Below are 24,810 nucleotides of genomic sequence, written 5' to 3' on the forward strand. Positions count from 1 at the left end.
AGGCAAGATGACAAAGATTGCATTAATACCCTTTTTACCGCTCCTTGGTTTCTTCATAAACATACTTCTGGGCAGGAAATTCCTGAAAGATAGGGCTCATCTGGTATCTGTACCCCTTGTTGGTATTTCAATGATACTTGCAATTATGACAGTTCTTGAGGTTACCAGTGGCAATGTTATAAATAAAGATCTTTACACATGGGTTGTCTCTGGAGATTTTAAGGTATCTGTCGGTTTCCTGATTGACCAGCTCACTGCTGTCATGCTTGTTGTTGTTACGGTTGTGAGTTTTCTTGTCCACGTCTATTCCATAGGCTACATGCACGGTGACCCCGGATTCTACAGATTCTTTGCCTATCTCAATCTCTTTACGTTCTCTATGCTCATGCTCATTATGTCAAATAATTTTCTTCAGCTTTATTTTGGATGGGAGGCTGTTGGACTCTGTTCTTATCTCCTAATAGGATACTGGTATGAAAAGAAATCAGCCTCTGATGCTGGAAAGAAGGCCTTTATAGTAAATAGATTCGGAGACTTCGGTTTTGGTCTAGGTGTTATTCTGATCTTCCTCACATTCGGGACTCTACATTATGCACCAGTATTTGAGAATGTATCTTCAATTGCTGAGAAATCTATTACTCTTTTTGGCCAGGAGATCCACCTTATAACTCTTATCGCCCTTCTTCTTTTCTGTGGAGCAATCGGAAAATCTGCCCAGATACCCCTTCATGTGTGGCTTCCTGATGCAATGGAAGGTCCCACACCTGTGAGTGCCCTTATCCATGCAGCAACAATGGTTACTGCAGGTGTATTCATGGTGGCTAGGTGCAATCCCATATTTAATCTCTCAGAGACTGCAATGATGGTTGTTGCTATTACAGGTGCAGTAACAGCTCTTTTTGCAGCAACCATAGGACTTGTCCAGAATGATATTAAAAGAATTATTGCCTATTCAACAGTAAGCCAGCTCGGTTATATGTTCCTTGCCTGCGGAGTGGGTGCCTATGGAGCAGGTATATTTCACCTCTATACCCATGCCTTTTTCAAGGCCCTGCTCTTCCTGGGTGCAGGAAGTGTTATGCATGCAATGGCAGGTGAGCTTGACATATGGAAGATGGGTGGTCTGAAGAATAAACTAAGGATCACCTATATAACTATGCTTCTTGCCTCATTAAGTATATCAGGGATACCGGGATTTGCAGGATTCTTCAGCAAAGATGAGATACTTTACCAGGCCTATCTACATGGAGAGATTGGGAAGATCCTATGGTTCATAGGAACAATCACTGCCCTTCTTACAGCCTTTTATTCCTTCAGGATAATTGCAGTCGCCTTTCATGGAAGATTCAGGGGAACTCATGAGCAGGAACACCATCTTCATGAATCACCTCCTGTTATGACCATACCACTGATTCTGCTAGCAATAGGTGCTGTCGGAGCAGGATGGATAGGGATACCACCTCTTATTGGAGAGGCCTTGGGACTTCATGGCACTGCCTGGTTTTATGAATTCCTTGCACCGGTACTCGGCCATCCCCATTCAGAGGGAAGTCATTCTGCTGAGCTCATGGTTATGACACTGAGCATAATAGTAGGAATTGGAGGAATAGCACTTGCCTTTTATCTATATTCAGATAATGGAGAGCGGGCAAAGGCACTCCTGAAAAGGCCGCTTCTTAAGAAGATTTATACCATGCTATGGAACAAATATTATGTTGATGAGTTCTATCAGTTAATTATTGTGAGACCCACACTATGGGTGGCAAGGACTGTAGTTGAGGCTGTAACTGATATAGGAATCATTGAAGCAGTGGTTAATGGTGTTCCTTCTATGATAGGAAGACTATCTACAAAATTAAGAGCTATACAGACAGGGCTTGTTAATCACTATGCAATCTTCATGGTTGGAGCAATGTTCTTTATATTAGCATTTATACTCATTGCAAGGTAAAAGTAATAGTTAGGGAGGTACAGGATGGAATACCCTGTTTTAAGCACAGTAATATTTCTTCCAGTCATTGGCGCACTGATTCTACTTCTTATAGGAAGAAGACAGGAAATAGCAATAAAATGGCTAAGCCTTGTTTTTACCCTTCTGACCTTTATTGCCTCACTTCCACTTTTTTTTAATTTTGACAAATCAAGAAGTGATATGCAGTTTGTGGAGGTTGTGGATTGGATACCTGCCTGGAATATAAAATATTATCTCGGTGTTGATGGCATAAGTGTTCTGTTTGTTCTTTTAAGTGCACTACTTGGACCTCTCTGTGTCCTTATTTCATGGCATTCCATAAAGGAAAAGGTAAAGGAATTTTACATTGCCCTGCTTCTAATTGAAGCAGCCATGATAGGTGTCTTCTGCTCCCTGGACTTCTTCCTCTTTTATGTATTCTGGGAGGCAATGCTCATACCCATGTATCTCATTATCGGAGTATGGGGAGGTCCGAGAAGGATATATTCAGCAGTAAAATTCTTTCTCTATACCCTTGTGGGTAGTGTGCTCATGCTTGTAGGAATAATCGTGCTTTATTTCAATGGAGGCAATACCTTTGATATAGTACACCTGATGTCCCAGAAATTCCCCTATAAACTTCAGCTCATGCTTTTTTGGGCCTTCTTTGCAGCCTTTGCAGTGAAGGTTCCTATGTGGCCTGTTCACACATGGCTTCCAGATGCTCATACTGAGGCACCAACTGCTGGGAGTGTAATACTTGCTGGAATACTTATAAAAATGGGAGCCTATGGATTTCTGAGATTCTCCCTGCCCCTTTTTCCTGATGCCACAAAGGCAATGGCACCGGTGATGCTTATCCTTTCAGTAATTGCCATAATATACGGAGGAGTAATATGTCTTGTCCAGTCAGACCTGAAGAGATTGATTGCCTACAGCTCTGTGAGCCACATGGGCTTTGTTACTCTCGGAATATTTGCACTGAATCAGCAGGGCCTTGAAGGTGGAATATTACAGATGATAAATCATGGTATTGTCACAGGAGCTTTATTCTTACTTGTTGGTATGATTTATGATAGAAGCCATTCAAGGGAGATTTCCCATTATGGCGGAATGGCAACTGTGCTGCCTGTCTATGCTGGTTTTTTTATGACTTTTACCCTCGCCTCAATAGGACTTCCTGGACTTAATGGTTTTATAGGTGAATTTTTAATCATCCTTGGTGGATTCAGGGCATCCATGCTTGCAGGTGCCTTAGCAGCAACAGGCATAATAATAGGTGCTGCCTATATGCTCTGGCTCTATCAGAGGGTATTCTTCCAGGAAGTTAATCAAAATATTAAAGGATATAAGGATATGGATCTTAGAGAGATAATTACACTTTCACCCCTTGTTATACTCGTAGTCTGGATTGGTATTTATCCCAATACCTTTCTGAGCTTTATGCATGAAAGCGTAAAGGCATTACTGATAAAGTTGCATTAATAGGAGGTTATAAATGGATTTTTCAAAGGATATGTTATTAATAAAATCCGAATTATGGCTTACTATACTTGCACTCCTAATACTTATAACAGAACTCTTAATAAAAAAGAAGGAAGCCATAGCTCTTCTGAGCATAATAGCTCTTGCTCTTACCGGAATTATCACAATAAATACTTCTTCTGGAATTGCCTTTTCAGGTATGTTTGTTTCTGATAGCTATTCCATGTTTTTTAAATTTATATTCCTTGGTAGCTCTCTTCTTACAATACTTCTCTCAATGAGATACCTTAGCAGAGAAAATGCCCATTATGGAGAGTATTACAGTCTGCTTCTTTTCTCTGTTTTAGGTATGAGCTTCATGGCATCTTCAAATGACCTTATCCTTCTTTATCTGGGTACAGAACTGATGGCACTTTCTATCTATGTACTGGCGGGATTCAAGAGGCACGATTCAAAATCAAATGAGGCAGCCATTAAATATTTTTTACTCGGTGCCTTTTCTTCAGCACTTCTTCTATATGGCATATCATTTATTTACCTCCTTACAGGAACAACAAACCTGAAAGGTATAGCCCAAACTCTGGCTCAGTCAAGCACCGAACCGGTATTGATGATTGCCCTGCTTTTTCTTGCCTCAGCCTTTGCATTCAAGATTGCGGCAGTGCCCTTTCATATGTGGTCACCTGATGTCTATGAAGGAGCTCCCACACCTGTGACAGCCTTTATGTCAGTTGCTCCAAAGGCAGCTGGTTTTGCAATTATAGGAAGGGTATTCATTACTGCCTTTGGTGCTATAGACCTTGACTGGAAGGCTGTGCTCATAGTTCTTTCTGTTCTGACAATGATTATAGGAAATATCCTTGCCATAAGCCAGACAAACATTAAAAGGATGCTGGCCTATTCATCAATTGCTCATTCAGGATATGCCCTTCTCGGTATAATAGCAGGCACGCCTGAAGGTATTGGAAGCACAATGCTTTATTTATTGATTTATGCCTTTATGAATCTGGGTGCCTTTGCAATTGTAACCATCCTTGGCAGAGAAGGAGAGGAGCTTTCCCAGTATGAGGGACTCGCAAAAACAGAGCCTTTATGGGCAGCCATCATGCTTATATTTATGTTTTCTCTCACAGGTATACCGCCAACAGCAGGTTTTGTCGGTAAGTTCTATTTATTCATGTCTGTTATAAATGCTGGCTACACAGGACTTGCAGTGATTGCTGTTATAATGAGCGCGGTTTCTGCCTATTTTTATCTGAGGGTTGTGATGTTTATGTATATGAAGGAGCCTCAGCGAGCTGTATCCATCAGTCCCAGCGTTTCTGAAACCCTGGCTGTTACAATTACAACAGGTTTTGTAATTTTAATAGGTTTATCACCCTATTATTTTATAGAATTTGCACGGGCATCAATGATTTTATAATTAAATTTACTTCATTTAATCCATCCGTAAAAGTACAGATATGTGGTTCTATCAATCTCTAATTACACTTTTACTCTGGGGTCTCTGGGGTTTTTTTGCAAAGATTGCCTCCAACTATATATCTGCCCAGTCAGTTTATCTCTGGGGAAGTGCTGGAGCATTAATAGTTACCCTGCTTTCATTAATTATAGGTTTCCGTTTTGAGACCAGTACCCCTGGCATAATATACGGTCTGCTTGCCGGTCTAACAGGTGGAGGAGGAGTAATATTCTTCTATTATGCACTGAAAGAGGGAAAAGCATCACTTGTAGTAACAATGACAGCACTCTATCCTCTGGTCACAATTATGCTTAGTTATCTTATTCTTAAAGAGGACATCACTTTAAGACAGGCAATAGGCATGCTCTTTGCGCTGATTGCAATGGTCCTGATGGCAGGTTAAAATATTTTATGACTATAAGGGAAATAATTGAGGATATTGAAAAAAAGAACCTACATCCAAAGGCCTGCCTGAGTTCCAGATCAAAGGGAAGACTGAGAGATGAACCAGAGGATGAAATAAGAACATGTTTTCAGCGTGACAGGGACCGCATTATCCACAGCAAGGCCTTCAGAAGACTGAAACACAAAACTCAGGTCTTTCTTGCTCCGAAAGGAGATCATTACAGAACGAGGCTCACCCATGTGCTTGAGGTTTCACAGATAGCAAGGACAATAGCAAGGGCCTTGAGACTAAATGAAGACCTTACAGAGGCAATTGCCCTCGGTCACGACCTGGGCCATACACCTTTTGGACATGCTGGAGAGGCAGCCCTGAGAGAGATTCATCCTGGAGGTTTTGACCATTATCTTCAGAGCCTGAGAGTGGTAGATGTGCTGGAAAAAGATGGAAAGGGCCTGAACCTAACCATTGAGGTAAGAGACGGGATTGTGAAACATTCAAAAGGCAAGGGAATGATTATTCCTGAAAATCCTAAAGACAGGGCAATAACCCTTGAAGGGCAGATAGTCAGGGTTGCTGATATAATTGCCTATGTGAATCACGACCTTGATGATGCCCTGAGAGCGGGAGTAATAAAAAAATCAGAGATTCCATCTTCTGTGTTAAAGCTCCTCGGCGAGACTCACTCAAAGAGGATAGATACTGCTGTAAAGGATATAATAAGGAATTCTCTCAAGGACGAACTTTCAGAAATCAGGATGAGTTCAGAAGTCTCCGAGGCTATTTATAAATTGAGGGATTTTCTCTTTGAGCGTGTTTATGAGAGTGAAGTGATACTGAATGAGTTTAAAAAGACAAAAAAGATTATCCAGGAGCTCTATGCCTATTATCTTGACCACACAGATGAGATTTACAGGGACACTCCCTTAGAAAAAAAACAGGAGAGACACAGAATTGTCTGTGACTTCATTGCAGGAATGACAGATAGATTTGCCCTCTCAACCTATGAACGGCTATTTCTTCCCAGGGGATGGGCAGTTTATTGAAAATTTATGAAGGCTAAGAATTGAGCAAGATTATAGCCATAATAGCATCTGTTGAATTTGAGCTCTCCTTGATCCAAACTCATCTGGGAGTAGGAGGATTTCGATTCCATGAGCCGGTAAAAAAGGGGGAGGTCATACTCTATCTTTCAGGAATAGGAATGGTTAATGCAGCCATAGCAGCTACAAGAGTCATAGACTCCTATTCTCCATCACTGATTATTTCAACCGGTATATGTGGTGCCTACAGAGAATCAGGTCTTAATATAGGAGACATCGCGCTGGCAGAAAAAGAGATCTATGGTGATACAGGTGTAATAGGTGGCAGGGATTTTCAGGATTTAAAGGCACTCGGGTTACCAGTTATAAAAATTTCATCATCCAATATTGAAATATTTAATGAGATACCCATCAGGAATTCTCATAAACATAAGATATACGAAATCTGCAAAGAGCTTTCCCTTAATCTTCAATGTGGCAGTTTTGTTACCGTCTCTGGAATTACCGGCAATCCCGAAATTGCAGAGAAAATGCATAAGAGGTGGAATGCTATATGTGAAAATATGGAAGGTGCTGCTGTTGCCCATGCTGCATTAATAAATAATATTGATTTTATGGAGATAAGGGGTGTCAGTAATATTGCTGGAGAAAGAGATAAGAGCAGATGGAACCCTGAGCTCGCTTCAAAGAACTGTCAGGGTGTTCTTATGGAATTTATTAAGTGGTATCTGAACTCTAACTTTTAATTAAAAATTTTTTCTATAACAAATTTATTTATCCATAAAGGATTTTGCATCAATGTATTCCTTTTAACCTTAACAAAATTTGGTTAATGTTATAACTATTGTCTGTACTTGAGCACGACTATGGTATAATTAACTGATTTTGAATTATTTATAAACAGTCACGAGGTGAGGTATGTCTAAATCACAAAATTACCAGGATGCCTATCTTAATCAGCTGAGAAAGGAGAAGATTCCTGTTACTGTCTTTCTCACAAACGGTGTAAGGCTAAAGGGAATAATAAAAGGATTTGATAATTTTGTAATTATGATAAAAGAATCAAACACCATGATGATTTACAAGCACGCTGTTTCCACAATAGTGCCCGAAAGGGAGATTGAATTCACAGCTCAAGAGGATGCATAAAAATCCCTTACCAACAGTTGATGTAATTATTGAATACAGAGGCGGAATAGTGCTTATAAAAAGGAAAAACGAACCCAGGGGATGGGCGATACCGGGAGGATTCGTTGATTACGGCGAAACCCTTGAGGCTGCTGCAGTTAGAGAGGCAAAAGAAGAGACCAACCTTGATGTAGAGCTTATAAGACAGTTTCATACCTATTCTGATCCCGGGCGTGATCCAAGGAGACATACCATTTCCACAGTCTTTATCGCAAGGGGATACGGTGAACTCAGACCTGGTGACGATGCTGAGGACGCTGGAATCTTTACAGAGAATGATCTTCCTGAACCTATAGTCTTTGATCACAGAGAGATATTGAATGATTATTTTTCAAAGCGGTACTGATAAAGATGGAGGTACAGTATGCTTAAATTTATGAGAAAACACGCAAAGTTTTTCTATTTCTTCTTCTTCATTATCATAATCTCTTTTGTCTTCTTCTATGTTGGGCCAATAGATAAGTCTCAGAACCTGGTGGTTGTGAAAATAAACGGAGACAGAATTTACGCTGAAGAATTCTGGAGAACCTTTGAGAATCTCAGGAGATATTATTCAGAGAGAACACAGATTGATGAGGCAATGGAAAAGAGACTCAAAGAAGAGGCACTCGAAGCACTCATAAATGACAGGATACTTTCGAGAATAGCGAATGAATTTGGTATTGAGGTAAGTGACAAAGAGGTAGAGGATGCGGTTGTTAATAACCCTCTTTTCATGAAAAATGGTGTATTCAGCAAGGACCTGTATATCTCAATTCTGAGGCAGAACAGGCTCACTCCTGAAATTTACGAACAATCTCTCAGAAAGTCACTCAGAATAGCAAAACTTAGAAGACTCATTGAGGGTGCTGCTGAACTTGAAGGCTCCCTAACAATATCAGGTGAGAATGAACTTGCAAGGGCATTAAGAGAAGCAGTCCTTTTTGAGGAAAAGGATAAACTTCTTAAATCTTACATAAATGGATTTAAAAACTACATGAAGATAGAAAAGAATGCTGAGTTTTTGAAGAGCGAAGGCTTAATATAAATGAAACGCATCCTGCTGAGCACTTAATGTGGCCTGCCTTTTTTCTATCGCAATTTAAAGTTAATCCTAATCCGCCATAGAGATCAATTAATCCCTTTATGTTAAAGGGTAGACTGATGTTTTAAGGTTTTTTCTCTAAAGGTAAATTCCTTCCTTAAATAAGGAAAAAATGTTTTCCATTTACTTTAAGTTTTCAATATGATTTTAAATGGCATAGAAATTGCAATTTTAAAATCTAAATTCCAAAGAAAGGAGGTGAACATGATGAAAAAATTCTTGATTCTTTTGTCAGTTATGCTTTTTGCTCTTACAGCCACAATTGCCTTTGCACAGCAGGCAACAGTACCAGCAGCTCCGGAAAAAAAGGAGACTGCACCAGCACCTGCTCCGACAAAATATCTTTCAGTAAAGGGCGAGGTTACAGCAGTTGATCCTGCAAAGAACAGCATAACAATCAAGAGCAAAAGGCAGGAAGTCCAGCTTACAGTTACTGATAAAACAAAGGTCATGATTAACAAGGAAAAGAAATCCCTTGGTGATGTGAAGGTAGGAGATTCAGCTACTGCAAGGTATAAGAAGGAAAATGAAAAGAATATCGCTACATCAATCAATGTGACACCGAAAACTGAAGCGGCTCCTGCACCTGCTCAAGCAGCACCTACAAAGAAGTAAATAGAAAAGAGAGGTTGAGGTGGAGAATTTTTCTGCCTCAACCTTATTTTTATCCTGGTGGCCAGTGCATAGATCTTCCACCAAGGACGTGAAGGTGAATATGAAAAACGGTCTGTCCTGCATCCCTGTTACAGTTCATTACAAGTCTAAATCCTCTTTCAGCAATACCCTTCTGATCAGCTATGTTGTTTGCAACAAGAAAGAGATGCCCTATAAGCTCTCTATCTTCTTCCTTTAATTCAAGCACGGTGGATATATGCTTTCTCGGAACAACAAGTACATGTACAGGTGCCTGTGGATTTATATCCTCAAAGGCAAGGGCGAAAGCATCTTCATAAAGGATTTTTGAGGGAAGTTTCTTTTCAGCTATCTTACAGAACACACAGTCCATTACCTCTCCACCTCCTCTCCTTTTATGTTTCTATAGAAACAGGTCCTGTGACCTGTATGGCAGGCTCCAGGACCATGCTGGATCACCTTAATAAGTAGGGTATCGGCATCACAATCCACAAGTATCTCCTTAACCTCCTGAACATTTCCCGATGTTTCACCCTTTTTCCAGTACTTCTGCCTGGACCTTGACCAGAAATGGGTATATCCCGTCTCGATGGTCATTCTCAGAGAATTTTCATTCATGTAAGCCATCATGAGAACCTCTCCAGTGTTTATGTCCTGGATTATAGCAGGTATCAAACCCTTCTCATCATATTTTAAACCCTCAATCATGTCTCCTCCTTAAATTGTAAAATACCGGGTATATGCAATGAGTGAAACCTGTTATCTCCCAGCCCTGATACTTGAAATCTCCCTTGCTACAGAAGGAAATCTTTCAAGATCTGTATGGGGCAAAAAAAGTGCTGAAAGATACTCATCCATAAAGCTCCTTAAAACACTAAGTTCCATATAGGTCATTTTCTGGCTGATCTCCTCAGCCTCCTTCCTCATTCTTTCTGACAGCAAGCAGAGATAGGCTCCTGCAATAGAGGTGTTTCCAAGAAAGGTGAATCTCTCAACGGGAAGGTCAGGCAGCATTCCCAAGATAATAGCCTTCTGGGGGTTAAGGTAATTTCCAAAACCACCGGCTATATATACTCTCTGAATTGAATCAATGTCAAGACCCGCTTCCTTTAATAAAAGAGAGACACCTGCATATATTGCAGCCTTTGCTCTAATGATATTTTCAATATCAGGTTCAGTAAGAACAACACTGAATTTTGTATCACCTCTTATTTCTTCATAAAATACGTACTCAGGACCATCCTCTCCTTCTCTTATCCTTTTTGATCTCTCCTTCACAAATCTTCCCTTCTGGTCTATTAAACCATTAAGAAACATTCCCGAGATCGCATCTATCATTCCTGAACCGCATATGCCTATGGGTTTGCCGTTTCCGATCACTGAAAATTCCGGCTCAAGGGTCTCAGGATTGAATCTTATCTGCTCTATTGCACCTTTTGTTGCCCTCATTCCTGATTTTATCCCGCTACCCTCGAAACAGGGACCTGCAGAACAGGCTGCTGTCATAAGCCATTCATTATTGCCAACAACTATTTCTCCATTTGTGCCTATATCCATAAAAAGAGATATCTCTGGGCTTCTGTGCATCTTTGAAGCAAGAACACCTGCTACAATATCTCCGCCAACATAGCTGGCTACACAGGGAAGGGTGTATACAGGTGCCTGGCTGTTTATATTGAGGCCAGCTGTTCCAGCCCTCCATACAGGAAAGGAGTTAACTGAGGGTATATAGGGCTCTTCCCTTATAGGCCCTGGATCCAAACCCCAGAAAATATGGCTCATGGTTGTATTGCCGGCTATGCTCGCCACAAGAATATCGGCTGTATCAATGGATTGCCTCCTTGCCATAGAATCTGTCAAAGTATTAATGTCCTCCACCACAGTCTGTCTCAGTTCTTCAAGCCCGTTTTTTTCTGTTGCATATATTATCCTTGTAATAACATCATCACCGAATCTTATCTGGGAGTTATATGTTGATGCCACATCAATTATCCCGCCATGGTCAAGATTTACAAGATAAACAACTATCGTGGTTGTGCCTATATCAACTGCAATGCCATACCTGGGCTCATCTATCTGCGGTGATATAAAGAGGGCTTCAAGATAACCTCTGTCTTTCAGAGAGCTGCATCCAATACATTCTGTATAATTAATCCTTATACTCCAGCTGTTCTTTCTCAATTCCTTAGCAAGCTCCCTCAGGAACTTATTTGAGAATCTAAGGTCCTCCAGTCCCCTGAGTCTTAAAGCCCTTCTCAATCTCTCAAGGTCAGCAATATTGTCTGTTATTGTTGGTGGTGGCAGATTGAGGTCAATATATTTAACCAGGGGAGAGATATCACCACCAAGGGAAAGAAGTAATTCAAAAAGATCCCTTCCTCTTGATATGGCAATCTTATCTCCTACGGTGAGCTTCGAATCTTCAGGTATCTCAATTATAAGATCAGAAAGGGCAAAAGTCTGGCAGGCAAGAACAAATCCCTTTTGTCTTTCCTGAGAAGTGAGTTTCCCATAACCCTTTGCCTTATAGGAGCCATCAACAATCCTTACTCTGCATTTTCCGCAGGTACCTTTGCCACCACAGGAAGCAACAAGATAAATCTCAGCATCCCTGAGAGCATCGAGAATGCTCTGCCCCCCTTTGAGGTGAATATTCTCACCGCTTGTAAGCTGGAGATTCATCTAATATAAATTTAACTTTAATGTGTCAATAGATTATTACACATTACGGCTCAGATATTCACTCTAACTTAATTGCCTGAGTGGGACAGATATCAGCAGCTTCCTGACAGTTGCAGGTGTTACATTTATCAGGACCTATTACCCAGGCCTTATCATCTCTCAGTTCAAAGACCTCAGGACAGAGTTCCACACAGGAACCACAGCCAATGCAAAGATCCAAGTCAACTACTGGAGTCATAATTTACCTCCTCTTATTAATTTAAGGCGATTTTAAAAATCACCCTTTGTATTATAACAACATTCCTTTAAAAAGTTTATAAGACTCAAAAGGACTTTTTTTTAAGTTGCCTGTGTTAATATAAAAAATGTCATTTGTAATAGCCTTTGCGGGAAAGGGCGGTACAGGAAAGACTACCCTGTGCGGTTTGACCATAAGGTTTATTCTTGAACGAAGAAGAGGTCCGGTGCTTGCTGTTGATGCTGACAGTAACTCCTGTCTAAACGAGACACTGGGCGTAGAGGTTCATACAACGGTTGGAAGACTGAGAGAGGAATCTCTACAGAAAGTAAGAACCGGTGATGAAAGGCCTGGCGGGATGAGCATGGAACAGCTCTTTGATTACATGATCCAGCAGTGTCTTATTGAGGCTAAGGGTTTTGACCTTCTTGTCATGGGAAGACCTGAGGGCCCGGGTTGCTACTGCGCTGCAAATAATATTATAAGAAAATATACCGACAGACTTTCTGAACATTATCCCTATGTGGTTATTGATAATGAGGCTGGTATGGAGCATCTATCAAGGAGAACAACACATAATGTGGATATCCTTTTTATTGTGAGTGATGCAACCAAAAAGGGTATCCTTACGGCAAAGAGGATTAATGAACTTGTAGATGAGCTCAATCTTGATGTAAGGTCAAGGTATTTAATCATAAACAGGGTCTCAGAAGACCCTGATTCTTTAATAAGCCTTGCAAGAGAATTTAATTTAAATATTGCAGGATGGCTACCTGATGATCCCCTTGTTCAGGAATATGACCTAAAAGGAACACCTGTTATCCAGTTACCTGAAGACTCCGGAATTCTGAAAAAATTTTATGGAATACTGGAAAGACTGATTTAACCCTGGTTAATTACTATCATTACCTTAATCTGCTATAATAACCCATGCCTCTGAGCCTCAAGCAGAAGCTTGTCCTCATGATGGTTGGTCTTTCGTTTATTCTTACAAGTCTGCTTCTGATTCTTTACTACCAGGCTGAAAGAATTCTCTACAAAAATCTCGAAGCCCAGATAGAGGACCTTTCAAAGATAATTCAGGTAGGTGTTGAAGAACTTACAGGTTCCTCAGATGAAAAACGACTGAAGGACTATCTTTCAAGACTGAAATCAAAGGGTATAAAAGAGGTTTCCATAATAAGCCATACTGATGAGATTCTTGCAAGTACAAATCCTGAAAAATCAGGAAGTACCATTAACCCAACAAAAAAAGAGATGATAATAAGGGCAGAACTTGGAGAGCCTGTTACCGCTGAGGGAAGGACGTATAATGTAATTGTCCCTGTGATCATGAACAATGAACACTATGGATACCTTCATCTAAAGATAAATACCGAGGATTTTTCCAGTATGCTAAGGTCAAATCTTTATAACAGAATATTAGTAACCCTGATTGTTTTTGGAGCTGGCATTGTCATGATTGTTTTTTTATCCACAAGATACACAAGACCCATCCAGGAGATTATAGTGGCTGTAAGAAATATAATGGCAGGAGAATACAACTATACCATGAAGATTAATACTCCCGGAGAGATAGGCGAACTTAGCGAGAATATTGAGAGAATGAAGAGGCTCCTTGAAGGACAGCAGAGGCTCCAGGAGAATCTCAGAAAGGCAGAACATCTTGCCACTGTCGGTCAGTTTGCAAGAGAAATTGCACATGAGGTAAGGAACCCTTTAAATTTTATTAATCTCACCATTGACCATGTAAAAACAAAATTATTAAAAAATAGTGATTTCATTAAGGAAGCAGAACTCCTGGAGGCTGTCAAGAGGGAAGTTCACAGGCTTGATAATCTCGTGAATAATTTTCTTGAATATGCAAAACCACTAATTCTGAAAAAACAGAGGATTGATACAGGAAAACTCCTGACAGAGATAATAGAACTCATAAAGGCAAAAGCAGAGGCTTCAGGGATTGAGATTATAACGGAATTCAGCACCCTGCCATTTATTGATGCAGATCCCGATCTTCTTAAGACAGCTTTAATGAACATCATAAAAAACGCCTTTGAGGCAATGCCGGAGGGAGGGACATTGACCCTTAGGACTGGGATCGAGGCAGATAATTTTTACATTGAGATCTCTGATAATGGTGAAGGTATTCCAGAAGACCGGCTTACAAAGGTATTTGACCCTTTCTTCACAACTAAAGAGAAGGGTCTCGGGCTGGGCCTCACAACGACCAAAAGAATTATAGAGGAACACGGAGGAAGGATTTTCATAAAAAGTAAAGGTGGTACAGACGTAAAATTGATTTTTGGTCGGGATCGCCAAGGAGATATTTTTTGACTTATAAAGATATCTGCTTTACAGGGGATTAATTATGGCAAAGGTCCTGGTTGTAGATGATGAGGAGCAACAGAGAGATATAATCGTTACAATACTGGAAGATGAGGGAATTAATACACTGGGTGCCTCCTCCGTTCAGGAGGCATTGGAGCTTATAAACAAGTATGAGCCAGAAGTTGTCCTTACAGATCTCAGGCTTGGCAAAATGAACGGAATAGAGCTTATGGAAAAAGTTTTAAATTCCAAGAATACAGAATCTGATCGGCTCAAGCCTTCATTCATCATTCTAACAGCCTACGGAACGATCAGTTCCGCAGTTGAAGCTGTTAAAAAAGGAGCCTTTGATTATCTTACAAAACCCATTGACAGGGACGTGCTTCTGATATCAGTAAGAAGAGCACTTGAGAGGGAAAGAATAGTAAGAGAAAATATTAAATTAAAAAAAGCCCTCTCAGAGCATTTTAAGGTTGAAGGTATAGTGGGAAGAGCTCCAGGTTTTGTAAAGGCCATCTCTATGGCAAAGCTCGTATCTCAAACAAATACTACAGTACTTATCACAGGTGAAAGTGGAACGGGAAAGGAACTTATTGCAAAGGCTATCCATTATAATAGTCCCAGGCATTCAAAACCCTTTGTAGCAATAAACTGTGCCTCAATACCTGAAACACTTATTGAGAGCGAGCTCTTCGGCTATGAGCCTGGTGCTTTCACAGGCGCAGCAACAAGAAAAAAAGGCCTTTTTGAGATTGCAGATGAAGGAACATTATTCCTTGATGAGATTGGAGAGCTTCCACTGAGCACCCAGGCAAAACTCCTGAGAGCACTTCAGGAAAAGGAAATATGGAGAGTAGGAGGAAGGGAACCGGTCAGGATAGATGTAAGGATTGTAGCAGCAACAAACAGGAACCTAGAAGAGGAGCTAAAAAAGGGAAGATTCAGGGAAGATTTATTTTATAGATTAAGGGTTGTAACAATTGAGATGCCACCACTCAGGGAAAGAAGGGAAGATATTCCCGTTCTTGTTGAACATTTCATAAAAAAATATTCAAAGGAATTTCGGAAGGAAATAAAGAGCATAGAACCTTCTGCTTTAAGAAGACTTGAAAGATACCACTGGCCGGGAAATGTGAGACAGCTTATGTCTGTAATAGAAAGGGCAGTTATTATGGCAGATGATATTATAAGGCTTGAACATATAGAGGATGAACTTAAAGATTTTTCTGGCAGAAGCCCCTATGATGTTGATATACCACCTGAGGGTCTTAATCTTGAAGAGCTTGAAAGAGCTCTATTTAAAAAGGCTATGGAACGTGCAAATGGCGTGATTGCTAAGGCCGCAAAGCTCCTCGGTCTTAGCTACAAGGCATTCTGGTATAGATGGCAGAATATGAATAACCGTGATTGACTTAAATCATCAGATAGAAGGCTTAAAGTTTTTACAGACATACCGGCCTGCAGGAAAAATCCTCTGTGAGATAAATAAATCTTTTTCTGAATTCCTCAGGGCTGATACCACAGACTCCAGAGAGTTTTTTAAGCATTTCCCCTTTGAAATCACCACTTTCAAGCCTTATCATATACATCCTGCCAACCATATAGGTCTCTGAATTAATATCCACAAGTCTCAGACTGATTCTACCTTCCTTATTTGTAAGTTCTTCAAAAGGAACAGGATGGAGTTTACCATCATGAAAGGATACGAGTGCGCCCCTGCCGCCCTCAAGAAGGAATTTTACCGCACCGTAACCAAGATTTCTTGTATATTCCACATCGAAGGGTATTGGAGCTGCTGCCCTTAACTCATAGCCAATATTTTTGTCAACAATAGTGATATTTATCCCGTGCTCTTTAAGGGTATTTTTTACCTCATGTTTTAAAATCCTTCCAAGCTGTATCTCTGATAACCTTATCCTGCCAGTCTCATCCTTCTCGAGATATTCATACTTACTCAATTCATTAATATCAAGTTTTTCTGCTATACCTTCTGCAAGAATCGCCACTCCGTGAGTTCTTCCCATCGCAAGCCTTTTTATTATTGAACCTGCAAGGAGATCAGATATCTTTTTTAAAGGAACAACTTTTTCCCGAAACTCCTCTGGTATAAGTGTGATTGTCGCACCTGAAGATTTTCCGATGCCCAGGGCAAGATGGCCTGCATGCCTTCCCATGGTAGTAACAAAATACCACCTCTCCATTGTCCTGGCATCTTCCATTATATTTTTTACAATCTCCACTCCCCAGTGTCTTGCTGTTTCATAGCCAAAAGTCGGCATGCCTCCTGGAAGGGGAATGTCATTATCTATAGTCTTTGGAACATGGGCAACAGAAAGCCACTTTGCCTCTTTCTGTATCCAGTTTGCCATAAATACTGTGCCTTCTCCACCGATGGTGATGAGATAGCGAATCCCTAAGTCACGAAGTGTCCTGATAAGAATACGAAATCTCTCCTTGACCCTGTCAGGATAATCCCTTGATGTTCCGAGTATGGACCCACCCTGGGTATGTATCCTTGAGACATCATTGATTGTAAGTTTAACTACTGATTTTTTATCACCATTAAATAAAGTTTTAAATCCACCTTTAATTCCTATTACCTCGCAGCCCTCATTTATTGCCTCGATTGTAGCCGAACTTATAACACCATTGATGCCTGGTGCAGGACCGCCTCCAACAACAATCCCAAGATATCCTTTACCTTTTCTCATCTCTTTACTGTAGCTCTTACAATTTCTGAGGTATTTACTACCTTAAGCTTCTTGAATAATAACTCAAATCTATCTCCAAGCTCCTCCCTTAGGCCTGCCCTGACCTTTTCAGGCAGGTCCCACCACCTTTTTTTCAGTGAACCGAAACCCTTTTTTCTTATCTTATATATAAACTGTTCATCGGTCTCGCCCTCTTTTCTCTCTGAAGCAAATTCTTTTTTAAGGTATTCATAAACCTCCATTCTAAATTCTTCAGGAAGTACTTTACTGTCATAAAGGATATTCTGGAATCCTGTTGCAAGATGTATCTCAGCAGTGCCAACTTCTGGAAACATATCAAAGGCATTCTCAGGAAGTGTAGATGCTCCATGCTGCACAGCACCTGCAAGTCCATATTCTCTTCTTGCTATATCAGAAAGAACCCTGAGGGTATCAAAATCTATATTTACCTCCTTGAGACTTCCATCTGGTAGCACCACCCCTCCATGGCTTGTCCCTGTCTGGACACTTATCTTGCATAGTCCGCCACTACCTCTGAATGTCCTGTTAAAACCATCAAGAAATGCCCTGAGCTCCTCTGGTGTGCTGTTTTTATGACCTATCTCTCCTATCTCTCCTCCTATTGATATAGAAATTCCTTCCGGTTCAAGAAGTCTTATATGTTCAGCAAGCCTTGCGGTATGCTCAAAATTTGGCCTCTGCTGTTCGTAAACAGAGTCTCTGGATAGGTCAACAAGGGTCGAGCTATCAATATCTATATTGTAAAACTCTGCCTCTATTGCCTCCTTTATTAATCTCTTTAGATAATTTATTTCTCCCTCGGGATCTTTCTCAAAATTTCTCTTTACGATCTGGAAATGGTCACCCTGAAGAAAAACCGGTCCTCTGTAACCCTCTCTAACAGCTGCAGAAAGTATTACTGCTGAGTATTCAAGGGGTCTCTGTTTTGTATATCCTATTTCTGAACGGGCTATTTCAAAGATCACTGCTCCAACTTTATGTTCAATTGCCTTTTTGAAAGCAGCTCTTGCCACATCATAAGTGAGTCCTCTGATGTTTATAGCTGGTACAGTAAAGCCAGGAAATTCCTTTGCAAAGGTCTCATAAAGACCCTTTATGGATGCGGGCCATACACCCTGATTCTTTGCTTCTTCCTTCAACTTCTTCAAGGACTTAATTTTCTTCTCTTCATCATCTGTAAATACTGCCTCATAAACTGCCATATCAAGGATTTCCATTATTCTCCTCCTCAAGTTCTTTAGGTTTTTTGACTTTATCTTCTTCTGATAATAAAATCTTGATACTTATATCCCTGACAAACTCTGGACAGTGCAAAGAACTTCCGGATAAGGAGAACTTCTTCTGACAGGTCTCCCTCCAGGCACATATGGCACAGCATTCTATGCTATTCATGAGCTCACCTTTTTACTATAATACCATGAAAGAATCGTCTCGATGTTCTGTATAATAGAATCTCCGGAGTTCATTATGAAAAGACTGTTCTCTAAATGAAATATCTCTTTTTTAATCCTTTCAAGGGGTGTTTTTAATTCTTCTTCGAACATAGGAACTATCTTGTCCTTCATCCTCAGTTCTGTATCCATAAAGAAGATGCTTAATTCAGGTCTGAGGATCTTTATTCTATCAAGGAACGCCTTAATCTCCTTCTGGTATATCTGTTTTGGAGGAGAGGATTTGACCTCGGCATAAAGTATGGAATGGTTAAATTTTGCTATTACATCATAATCACCCCCAGGTGGCGAGGTAATAGCTACAGGTTTCTTAAATCTCACTCCCCATGTCGCTTCCATCAGAAATTCTCGTTTCAGGATTTCAGAGAAAAACCACTCAAGGGTCTCACCAAAACTTTTCACTGATTTTTTAAGAAAAAAAAGATGTCTATTTAACCTACCAATAAGTCCTATTTTTCTTAGATAAGCTACATAGTTCTCTATAACTTCTCTCGTGGCATAGCGGGTCACATCCTCTAATGAAAATCCTCTCTGGAATTTTATAACATCCCTTAGAAAAAGACGGAAGGAATATTTATGGAGTTTTTTATAGTACTGATTTAAAAATTGAGATTCAGGTATAAGTAGATCATCAGAAGGTTCCTTTTTAAAAACCTTCAGGCCTCTTCTTCTTAAAAGGGCTTCAAGGGAAGGAGGAGTATCCCTTATAATCTTTCTTAATCTTTTAATCTCCCTTTTCAGGGCCTTTATGTCATTCCCGCAATCGTTACAGAACATCTTCAGTCATCAGAAAGAATCTTTACAGCTACACGCCTGTGTCTCGGCCCATCAAATTCACAGAAGTATATAGCCTGCCAGGTTCCAAGAACGAGCCTTCCATCTTCAATAAAAATAAATTTATCAACTCCCACAATGGTAGATTTAATGTGGGCATCTGCATTGCCTTCCCTGTGCAGATAATTCAGGTCCTGAGGAACGAGTCTTGAAAGGAGTGCCTGTACATCCCTCTGGACTGAAGGATCAGCTCCCTCATTTATTGTTATACCTGCTGTTGTGTGGGGAACAAAGAGGAAGCATATTCCATTTTTAATTCCCTCAGCGTCAATCACCTTCTGAATTTCTGAGGTTATGTCAATAAATTCTGTCCTAGCCTTACTTTTTACAGTGATGGTTTTTATCTTCATCTAAACCTCCCGGTATAATAATTCCGTAATAGATCAGACTTAATGAATAATAAACAGGCTTTATATCTAATGCCGATCACGCATATGGTCTGCTGCAAACTTAAAATTAAAGCTTATAGCCGATCTTTCTGAGAAACTCCTTCCTCTTAACCTTATCCTCCTGTACCTCAATTCCCTTTGGAGAAGCTCCATCTATAACACCCAGTATGCCCCTGCCCTGCTCTGTTTCAGCAACAATAACCTGTAGTGGATTTGCTGTAGCACAGAAGATTCGGCACACCTCAGGACATAATTTTATCTGATTAAGGACATTAATCGGATAGGCCTTTCTAAGCAGTATACAGAATACATGACCTGCACCTATATCTTGAAGTATCCTTGCACAACTCTGTATAAGTTCCTCACTATTGCCCTCAGTCCTAATGAGACAGGGGCCCGAAGCCTCTGTAAAGGCAACGCCAAATTCCGCACCAGGTATTGTGCCTGCCATTATTTCATAGAGGTCTTCAGTTGTCTTAATAAAATGGGTCTGGCCAAGGATAATATTACAACCTTCAGGAATATTGATTCGCACAGTTTTTATCTCCATAGCCACCTCCTAAATTATGCAAATGAGTAAATCTATGAGTATCCATCAATTTTATCTATAATGATAGGGCATAAACTTTTTCGATTTCAAAGGGTAATATGCCCTTTGTGCTATAATGAATAAAATTATGACTCAAAAGACAGAGATAATGCAAGAAGAGGAGCCATTCCTTAAAGAAACCAGCGCATTAAGATTGAGGCTGAAAAAATTATTTTCATCCTCAGCCTCGTTGGCCAGCACATTTCTATGCATAACCTCTGTTCTTCTCTTCCTGTTGTTCCTGACCACATGCCTTCTTGCTCAGGAGATAGGAGATATTGATGTAAGAATGAATGGCGATGAACTGGTGGTTTCTACCTCGGTAATTCTACCAGAGAATTTTATAAACGAGATTAAAAATGGCATTCAGAAGGAGCTTGTTTTTTATATAGACCTCTTCAGGGTCTGGAAAAATTGGCCTGATGAATATATCTTCGGTAATTCTATAGTCAGAAAAATTGAAGGTGATGTTATAAAAGGTGAGTATGTAATGAGTTCTTTTGACAGAAACAGGAAGATAATCGTAGAAAAAAAATTTAAAACCCTTGAATCTATGCTTAGCGCAATGTCCGTCATTAGCTCCCTTTCCCTTATAAACATAAAGGGGATTGAACCAGGTGATTATTACATAAAAGTAACAGTGGAATCACGATTGAGAAGACTTCCGCCCGTGGTTGGCTATCTCCTCTTTTTTATACCTGAAAAGGAATTTTCCATATCAAGGGATTCAGCCATATTCAGACTCAGTTCAAAATGAGATATTATAAGATAACATTGATATTTCTCCTTCTGCTGTTATTCGTTGCAGCAAATATTCTTCTTTTTATAAGATTTATTAAACTTGGCAATGAACCCCTTTATGCCATACTTTTTCTCGCCGGCATTAATCTTAATCTTCTCGCTCTCCTCATACTTTTTTTCTATGTCGGAAAAAATATTCTAAGGCTTTATATAGAGAGAAAAAGAAATCTGCCGGGTCACAGATTCCAGATCCAGCTTGTGAGCATATTTGTTATCCTGACCTTAATACCTGGAATATTTCTTTTCATCATTGGAAGTGGTCTGGTTACAGGATATATCGAAAGATGGCTTACACCCCAGAGCCTTTCATCTCTTGAAGAGTCCCTGAATATGGCAAGAATATATTATGAAGAGAAAAAGGAATTGCTTAAATCAGAAGGCCTGAGTCTGAAGGCCAGAATTGAGGCCGGTCTTGGGTTTAAAGACATTAATTTTAAATCTGAAAGCAGGTGGGAATTGCTTAATATACCTGATGATGAACTCACAAAAGAAGCTTACTCTAGGAAGGAAGCCATGGCGATCTCAAAAACTCCTGAAGGAGAATATATAAGGATAGCCCTTCGTACAGAGAAAGGTATTCTAAGGGGCTCCTTAACTATACCCGGGGAAATAACCCGTGCTGTGGAGAGATTAAAAAATGAATATGAAGAGACGACCCTTAAACTAAAATGGAAATTTCCTTTGAAGGTAAACTTTGTAATGACCTTTGGATTTTTCACACTCCTTATTATTATGCTTGCACTATGGACAGGCTTAAGGATATCTAAGAAAATAACTGAACCTGTAAGGGAACTCACTGGAGCAACAATGGCAGTAGCATCAGGAGATCTTGATGTAAGAATAAAAACAGAAGAGGGCAGAAATGATGAATTCGCCTACTTAATAAAAAATTTTAATTTCATGATTGAAGAACTTAAAAAGAGCAAGCTCCAGTTGCAGGAGGCATTAAGGGAAACAGAGGGTCAAAGGATAAGGCTTTCAAGTATCCTTGAGAACATCCATACAGGTGTCCTTTTTATTGATAGTGAAGGAGTTATAAATTCCATAAACAAGGCAGCTCAAAGGATACTGGGAATTCATCAGGATTATTTTACAGGCAAAAATTACAGAGAACTTTTGAATTATATAGGTTCCGAGGAACTCGATAGCCTTATAAGGGATATAAGGCTAAAGGATCTACTAGAATCATCTGATGGAAAGAGAATAACAGTGAGCAGGGGTTTTGAGAAAGAAATAAGGCTTACAGTCAAGGATAGGTCCATGATTCTCCGTGTATTTATAACTGCAATAAGATTGCCTGAGAGAAAAGGTGATATTATTGGTCTCATAGTAGTATTTGATGATATAACAGAAATTATTAATGCCCAGAAGGCTGTCGCCTGGCAGGAGATTGCCTCAAGGATAGCCCACGAGGTTAAAAATCCACTGACGCCTATAAAATTATCTACCGAAAGGCTTATTAAAAAATGGTATAACAGGGATAGCGATTTTGAAGAAGTATTCGAAACCTCTACAAAAACAATTATAAGAGAGGTAGAGAGCCTGAGGCGCCTCGTTTCTGATTTTGCCCAGTTCGGAAGGATGCCAAAGATTGAAAAGAAGGTCATTGATTTGAGGGAGATATTGCGTGAGGTTTACTATCTTTATTCAGGCTTTAAAAATGTAAGGCTCCATCTCTTCCTTCCTCCTGAGGACGTCAAGGTAGAGGTTGATCCTGAGCAGATAAAGAGGGTTTTCATCAATATAATTGATAATGCCATTGAGGCCTTAAAATCAGTACCCGAAGGTGTTCAACTAGGGGAATCAGGTATGGATTCATCATTAAAGGGCAATATCTTTATAAAACTCATAGAGGATGCCGAAAACAGGCTTGCAATAGTCAGCATAGCTGATGATGGACCAGGTATACCTGATGAGATTAAGGATAAACTTTTTATTCCTCATTTCACAACGAGAAAGGGCGGCTCCGGTCTCGGTCTTGCGATTGCCAATAGGATTGTTACCGAACACAGGGGGTTGATCAAGATAAAGGACAACAGTCCTAGGGGAGCAATCTTCATCGTAGAATTACCATTAACATTGTCTGGCAAGGGGTATTCCTGATTGAGAAAACTATATGTTAAAAACAGGCAGGAGGCAATTTGACTAATTTAATACTTGTTATAGATGATGAAGAAGGTATAAGGGATAGCCTCAGGGGCATACTTGAGGATGAGGGTTATGATGTTATCACATCTATGAATGCTGAAGAGGGTCTCAGGATATTTGATGAGCAAACTCCAGACCTCGTCCTTCTTGATATATGGTTACCGGGCATGGATGGTATAGAGGCATTAAAGAGAATGAGGGACAGAAGACCATCTGTGCCTGTAATAATGATATCAGGTCACGGAACCATAGAGCTTGCCGTCAAAGCAGCAAAACTTGGTGCCTATGATTTTCTTGAAAAGCCTCTGGCACTGGAAAGGGTAATAATTACAGTCAAGCGAGCCCTTGAGAAGGCTGCTCTTGAGGGTACACTTAGGGCAATTAAGGAAGAAGAAGAAAAATACAGAATTATCGGAGAATCTCCTGTTATAAAACATTTAAAACAACAGATTGAACTTATAGCTCCATCAGGTAGCGTGGTGCTCATAACAGGAGAAAGCGGTTCCGGAAAAGAACTTGTAGCAAGGGAGATTCACAGGAAAAGTCAGAGACAGAAAGGGCCTTTTATCGAGGTAAACTGTGCTGCCATCCCAAGGGAACTAATTGAGAGTGAACTTTTCGGTCATGAAAAAGGTTCCTTCACAGGTGCAACAGAAAGAAAAAAGGGGAAATTTGAGCTGGCTGATGGAGGTACACTCTTTCTGGATGAGATAGGAGACATGTCAAAGGAGGCACAGGCAAAGGTCTTGCGAGTAATAGAGACAAAGGAATTCCAGAGGGTTGGAGGGTCAAAAAATATAAAGGTTGATGTACGGATCATAGCTGCTACAAACAAAGACCTTTCTGATGAGGTAAAGAAAGGAAATTTCAGGGAAGACCTTTTTTTCAGATTAAATGTTATTCCTGTAAGGGTGCCATCTTTAAGAGAAAGAAAGGAAGATATTCCTCTACTGGCAGATTATTTTCTCGAGTTAATAGCACAGCAGTTTGGCAAGCCAAAGAAGAGCATCTCCAGTGCTGCAATAAAAGCCCTTCTGGATTATAACTGGCCTGGCAATGTCAGGGAGTTAAAAAATCTAATCGAAAGACTTTTTATTCTGTCGTCAGGAGAAATTATAACTGAAGAAGACATAAGGGCCTCCATGGGAACAATACAGACGCCCAATATTCAGAGCTATCTCAGGTTCAGGACCCTAAAAGAGGCTAGAGATGCTTTTGAAAGGGACTTCATACTGAGAAAACTTGAGGAAAATAACTGGAACATATCAAAAACTGCAGAAGCAATAAACCTAGAAAGAACAGCCCTTTACAGAAAGATGAAGTTGCTGGGGCTGAAAGAGATTGAGGAACAGAAAGATTAGTTCAAGAA

Annotated in this window: 26 protein-coding genes; 16 read left to right on the forward strand and 10 right to left on the reverse strand. The window is 40.1% G+C overall.

The window, feature by feature from the left end; all coding sequences use genetic code 11:
- Positions 1–7 precede the first annotated feature (7 nt).
- From nuoL to N2257_01130, 10 genes are all read left to right on the forward strand, one after another.
- A complete protein-coding gene (gene nuoL / locus N2257_01085) occupies positions 8–1,951 on the forward strand; it encodes an NADH-quinone oxidoreductase subunit L (protein MCX7792991.1) in 1,944 nt (647 codons plus the stop codon).
- Positions 1,952–1,975: 24 nt separating this feature from the next.
- A complete protein-coding gene (locus N2257_01090; GenBank protein MCX7792992.1) occupies positions 1,976–3,436 on the forward strand; it encodes an NADH-quinone oxidoreductase subunit M in 1,461 nt (486 codons plus the stop codon).
- A 13-nt stretch (positions 3,437–3,449) separates the two neighbouring features.
- Positions 3,450–4,859, forward strand: coding sequence for an NADH-quinone oxidoreductase subunit N (locus N2257_01095; protein ID MCX7792993.1), 1,410 nt, complete (start codon positions 3,450–3,452; stop codon positions 4,857–4,859).
- A gap of 40 nt (positions 4,860–4,899) precedes the next feature.
- Entirely contained in the window at positions 4,900–5,301 is a 402-nt protein-coding gene (locus N2257_01100) for an EamA family transporter (protein ID MCX7792994.1), read from the forward strand.
- Between the two features lie 8 nt (positions 5,302–5,309).
- Positions 5,310–6,347 carry a deoxyguanosinetriphosphate triphosphohydrolase gene (locus tag N2257_01105; protein MCX7792995.1) on the forward strand — a complete coding sequence of 346 codons (1,038 nt, stop codon included), beginning with the start codon at positions 5,310–5,312 and terminating at the stop codon, positions 6,345–6,347.
- 20 nt (positions 6,348–6,367) lie between these two features.
- The gene (gene mqnB, locus N2257_01110; GenBank protein MCX7792996.1) at positions 6,368–7,090 is read left to right on the forward strand and encodes a futalosine hydrolase; all 723 of its coding nucleotides are present in this window, start codon (positions 6,368–6,370) and stop codon (positions 7,088–7,090) included.
- A 172-nt stretch (positions 7,091–7,262) separates the two neighbouring features.
- On the forward strand, positions 7,263–7,493 hold the full coding sequence (gene hfq, locus N2257_01115) for an RNA chaperone Hfq (protein ID MCX7792997.1): 231 nt from the start codon (positions 7,263–7,265) through the stop codon (positions 7,491–7,493).
- On the forward strand, positions 7,486–7,878 hold the full coding sequence (locus N2257_01120) for an NUDIX hydrolase (protein ID MCX7792998.1): 393 nt from the start codon (positions 7,486–7,488) through the stop codon (positions 7,876–7,878). The genes hfq and N2257_01120 overlap by 8 nt, the downstream gene beginning before the upstream one ends.
- An 18-nt stretch (positions 7,879–7,896) precedes the next feature.
- Positions 7,897–8,559 carry a SurA N-terminal domain-containing protein gene (locus N2257_01125; protein ID MCX7792999.1) on the forward strand — a complete coding sequence of 221 codons (663 nt, stop codon included), beginning with the start codon at positions 7,897–7,899 and terminating at the stop codon, positions 8,557–8,559.
- A gap of 261 nt (positions 8,560–8,820) precedes the next feature.
- Positions 8,821–9,231: a hypothetical protein gene (locus N2257_01130; protein ID MCX7793000.1), complete on the forward strand. Its 411-nt coding sequence runs from the start codon at positions 8,821–8,823 to the stop codon at positions 9,229–9,231.
- Between the two features lie 49 nt (positions 9,232–9,280).
- Here N2257_01130 and N2257_01135 read toward each other — a convergent pair whose 3' ends face one another.
- Genes N2257_01135 through N2257_01150 form a run of 4 tightly spaced genes read right to left on the reverse strand, consistent with a single transcriptional unit; the run spans position 9,281 to position 12,169 of the window.
- On the reverse strand, positions 9,281–9,622 hold the full coding sequence (locus N2257_01135) for a histidine triad nucleotide-binding protein (GenBank protein MCX7793001.1): 342 nt from the start codon (positions 9,620–9,622) through the stop codon (positions 9,281–9,283).
- Positions 9,622–9,957 (reverse strand): phosphoribosyl-AMP cyclohydrolase, encoded by a 336-nt coding sequence (hisI, locus tag N2257_01140; protein MCX7793002.1) that lies wholly within the window; start codon positions 9,955–9,957, stop codon positions 9,622–9,624. The genes N2257_01135 and hisI overlap by 1 nt, the downstream gene beginning before the upstream one ends.
- A gap of 51 nt (positions 9,958–10,008) precedes the next feature.
- On the reverse strand, positions 10,009–11,931 hold the full coding sequence (locus tag N2257_01145) for an ASKHA domain-containing protein (protein MCX7793003.1): 1,923 nt from the start codon (positions 11,929–11,931) through the stop codon (positions 10,009–10,011).
- Positions 11,932–11,989: 58 nt separating this feature from the next.
- Positions 11,990–12,169, reverse strand: a complete 180-nt coding sequence (locus N2257_01150) for a ferredoxin (protein ID MCX7793004.1) — start codon at positions 12,167–12,169, stop codon at positions 11,990–11,992.
- Positions 12,170–12,296: 127 nt separating this feature from the next.
- Here N2257_01150 and N2257_01155 point away from each other — a divergent pair, with 127 nt between their 5' ends.
- Genes N2257_01155 through N2257_01165 form a run of 3 tightly spaced genes read left to right on the forward strand, consistent with a single transcriptional unit; the run spans position 12,297 to position 15,908 of the window.
- On the forward strand, positions 12,297–13,055 hold the full coding sequence (locus N2257_01155) for an AAA family ATPase (protein ID MCX7793005.1): 759 nt from the start codon (positions 12,297–12,299) through the stop codon (positions 13,053–13,055).
- Between the two features lie 44 nt (positions 13,056–13,099).
- Complete coding sequence (locus tag N2257_01160) at positions 13,100–14,503, forward strand: ATP-binding protein (GenBank protein MCX7793006.1); 1,404 nt, start codon at positions 13,100–13,102, stop codon at positions 14,501–14,503.
- Between the two features lie 34 nt (positions 14,504–14,537).
- Positions 14,538–15,908, forward strand: a complete 1,371-nt coding sequence (locus tag N2257_01165) for a sigma-54 dependent transcriptional regulator (protein MCX7793007.1) — start codon at positions 14,538–14,540, stop codon at positions 15,906–15,908.
- A gap of 31 nt (positions 15,909–15,939) precedes the next feature.
- On the opposite strand, the gene pfp is transcribed toward N2257_01165, so the two are convergent.
- From pfp to N2257_01195, 6 genes are all read right to left on the reverse strand, one after another.
- Entirely contained in the window at positions 15,940–17,208 is a 1,269-nt protein-coding gene (gene pfp, locus N2257_01170) for a diphosphate--fructose-6-phosphate 1-phosphotransferase (protein MCX7793008.1), read from the reverse strand.
- A complete protein-coding gene (locus N2257_01175) occupies positions 17,205–18,446 on the reverse strand; it encodes a class II fructose-bisphosphate aldolase (protein ID MCX7793009.1) in 1,242 nt (413 codons plus the stop codon). Before N2257_01175 ends, pfp begins: the two co-directional genes overlap by 4 nt.
- On the reverse strand, positions 18,433–18,621 hold the full coding sequence (locus tag N2257_01180; GenBank protein MCX7793010.1) for a hypothetical protein: 189 nt from the start codon (positions 18,619–18,621) through the stop codon (positions 18,433–18,435). Before N2257_01180 ends, N2257_01175 begins: the two co-directional genes overlap by 14 nt.
- On the reverse strand, positions 18,618–19,457 hold the full coding sequence (locus N2257_01185) for a hypothetical protein (GenBank protein MCX7793011.1): 840 nt from the start codon (positions 19,455–19,457) through the stop codon (positions 18,618–18,620). The genes N2257_01180 and N2257_01185 overlap by 4 nt, the downstream gene beginning before the upstream one ends.
- A 2-nt stretch (positions 19,458–19,459) precedes the next feature.
- Positions 19,460–19,864: a secondary thiamine-phosphate synthase enzyme YjbQ gene (locus tag N2257_01190; GenBank protein ID MCX7793012.1), complete on the reverse strand. Its 405-nt coding sequence runs from the start codon at positions 19,862–19,864 to the stop codon at positions 19,460–19,462.
- A 106-nt stretch (positions 19,865–19,970) separates the two neighbouring features.
- A complete protein-coding gene (locus N2257_01195) occupies positions 19,971–20,453 on the reverse strand; it encodes an adenosine-specific kinase (protein MCX7793013.1) in 483 nt (160 codons plus the stop codon).
- 127 nt (positions 20,454–20,580) lie between these two features.
- Between N2257_01195 and N2257_01200 the strand changes: the two genes are divergently transcribed.
- Genes N2257_01200 through N2257_01210 form a run of 3 tightly spaced genes read left to right on the forward strand, consistent with a single transcriptional unit; the run spans position 20,581 to position 24,802 of the window.
- Positions 20,581–21,249 (forward strand): DUF4390 domain-containing protein, encoded by a 669-nt coding sequence (locus N2257_01200; protein ID MCX7793014.1) that lies wholly within the window; start codon positions 20,581–20,583, stop codon positions 21,247–21,249.
- Entirely contained in the window at positions 21,246–23,396 is a 2,151-nt protein-coding gene (locus N2257_01205; GenBank protein ID MCX7793015.1) for an ATP-binding protein, read from the forward strand. Before N2257_01200 ends, N2257_01205 begins: the two co-directional genes overlap by 4 nt.
- Before the next feature lie 38 nt (positions 23,397–23,434).
- Positions 23,435–24,802, forward strand: coding sequence for a sigma-54 dependent transcriptional regulator (locus tag N2257_01210; GenBank protein ID MCX7793016.1), 1,368 nt, complete (start codon positions 23,435–23,437; stop codon positions 24,800–24,802).
- The last annotated feature ends 8 nt before the right edge of the window (positions 24,803–24,810 follow it).

It is taken from the genome of Thermodesulfovibrionales bacterium (assembly GCA_026417875.1).
Classification (GTDB): Bacteria; Nitrospirota; Thermodesulfovibrionia; order Thermodesulfovibrionales; family CALJEL01; genus CALJEL01.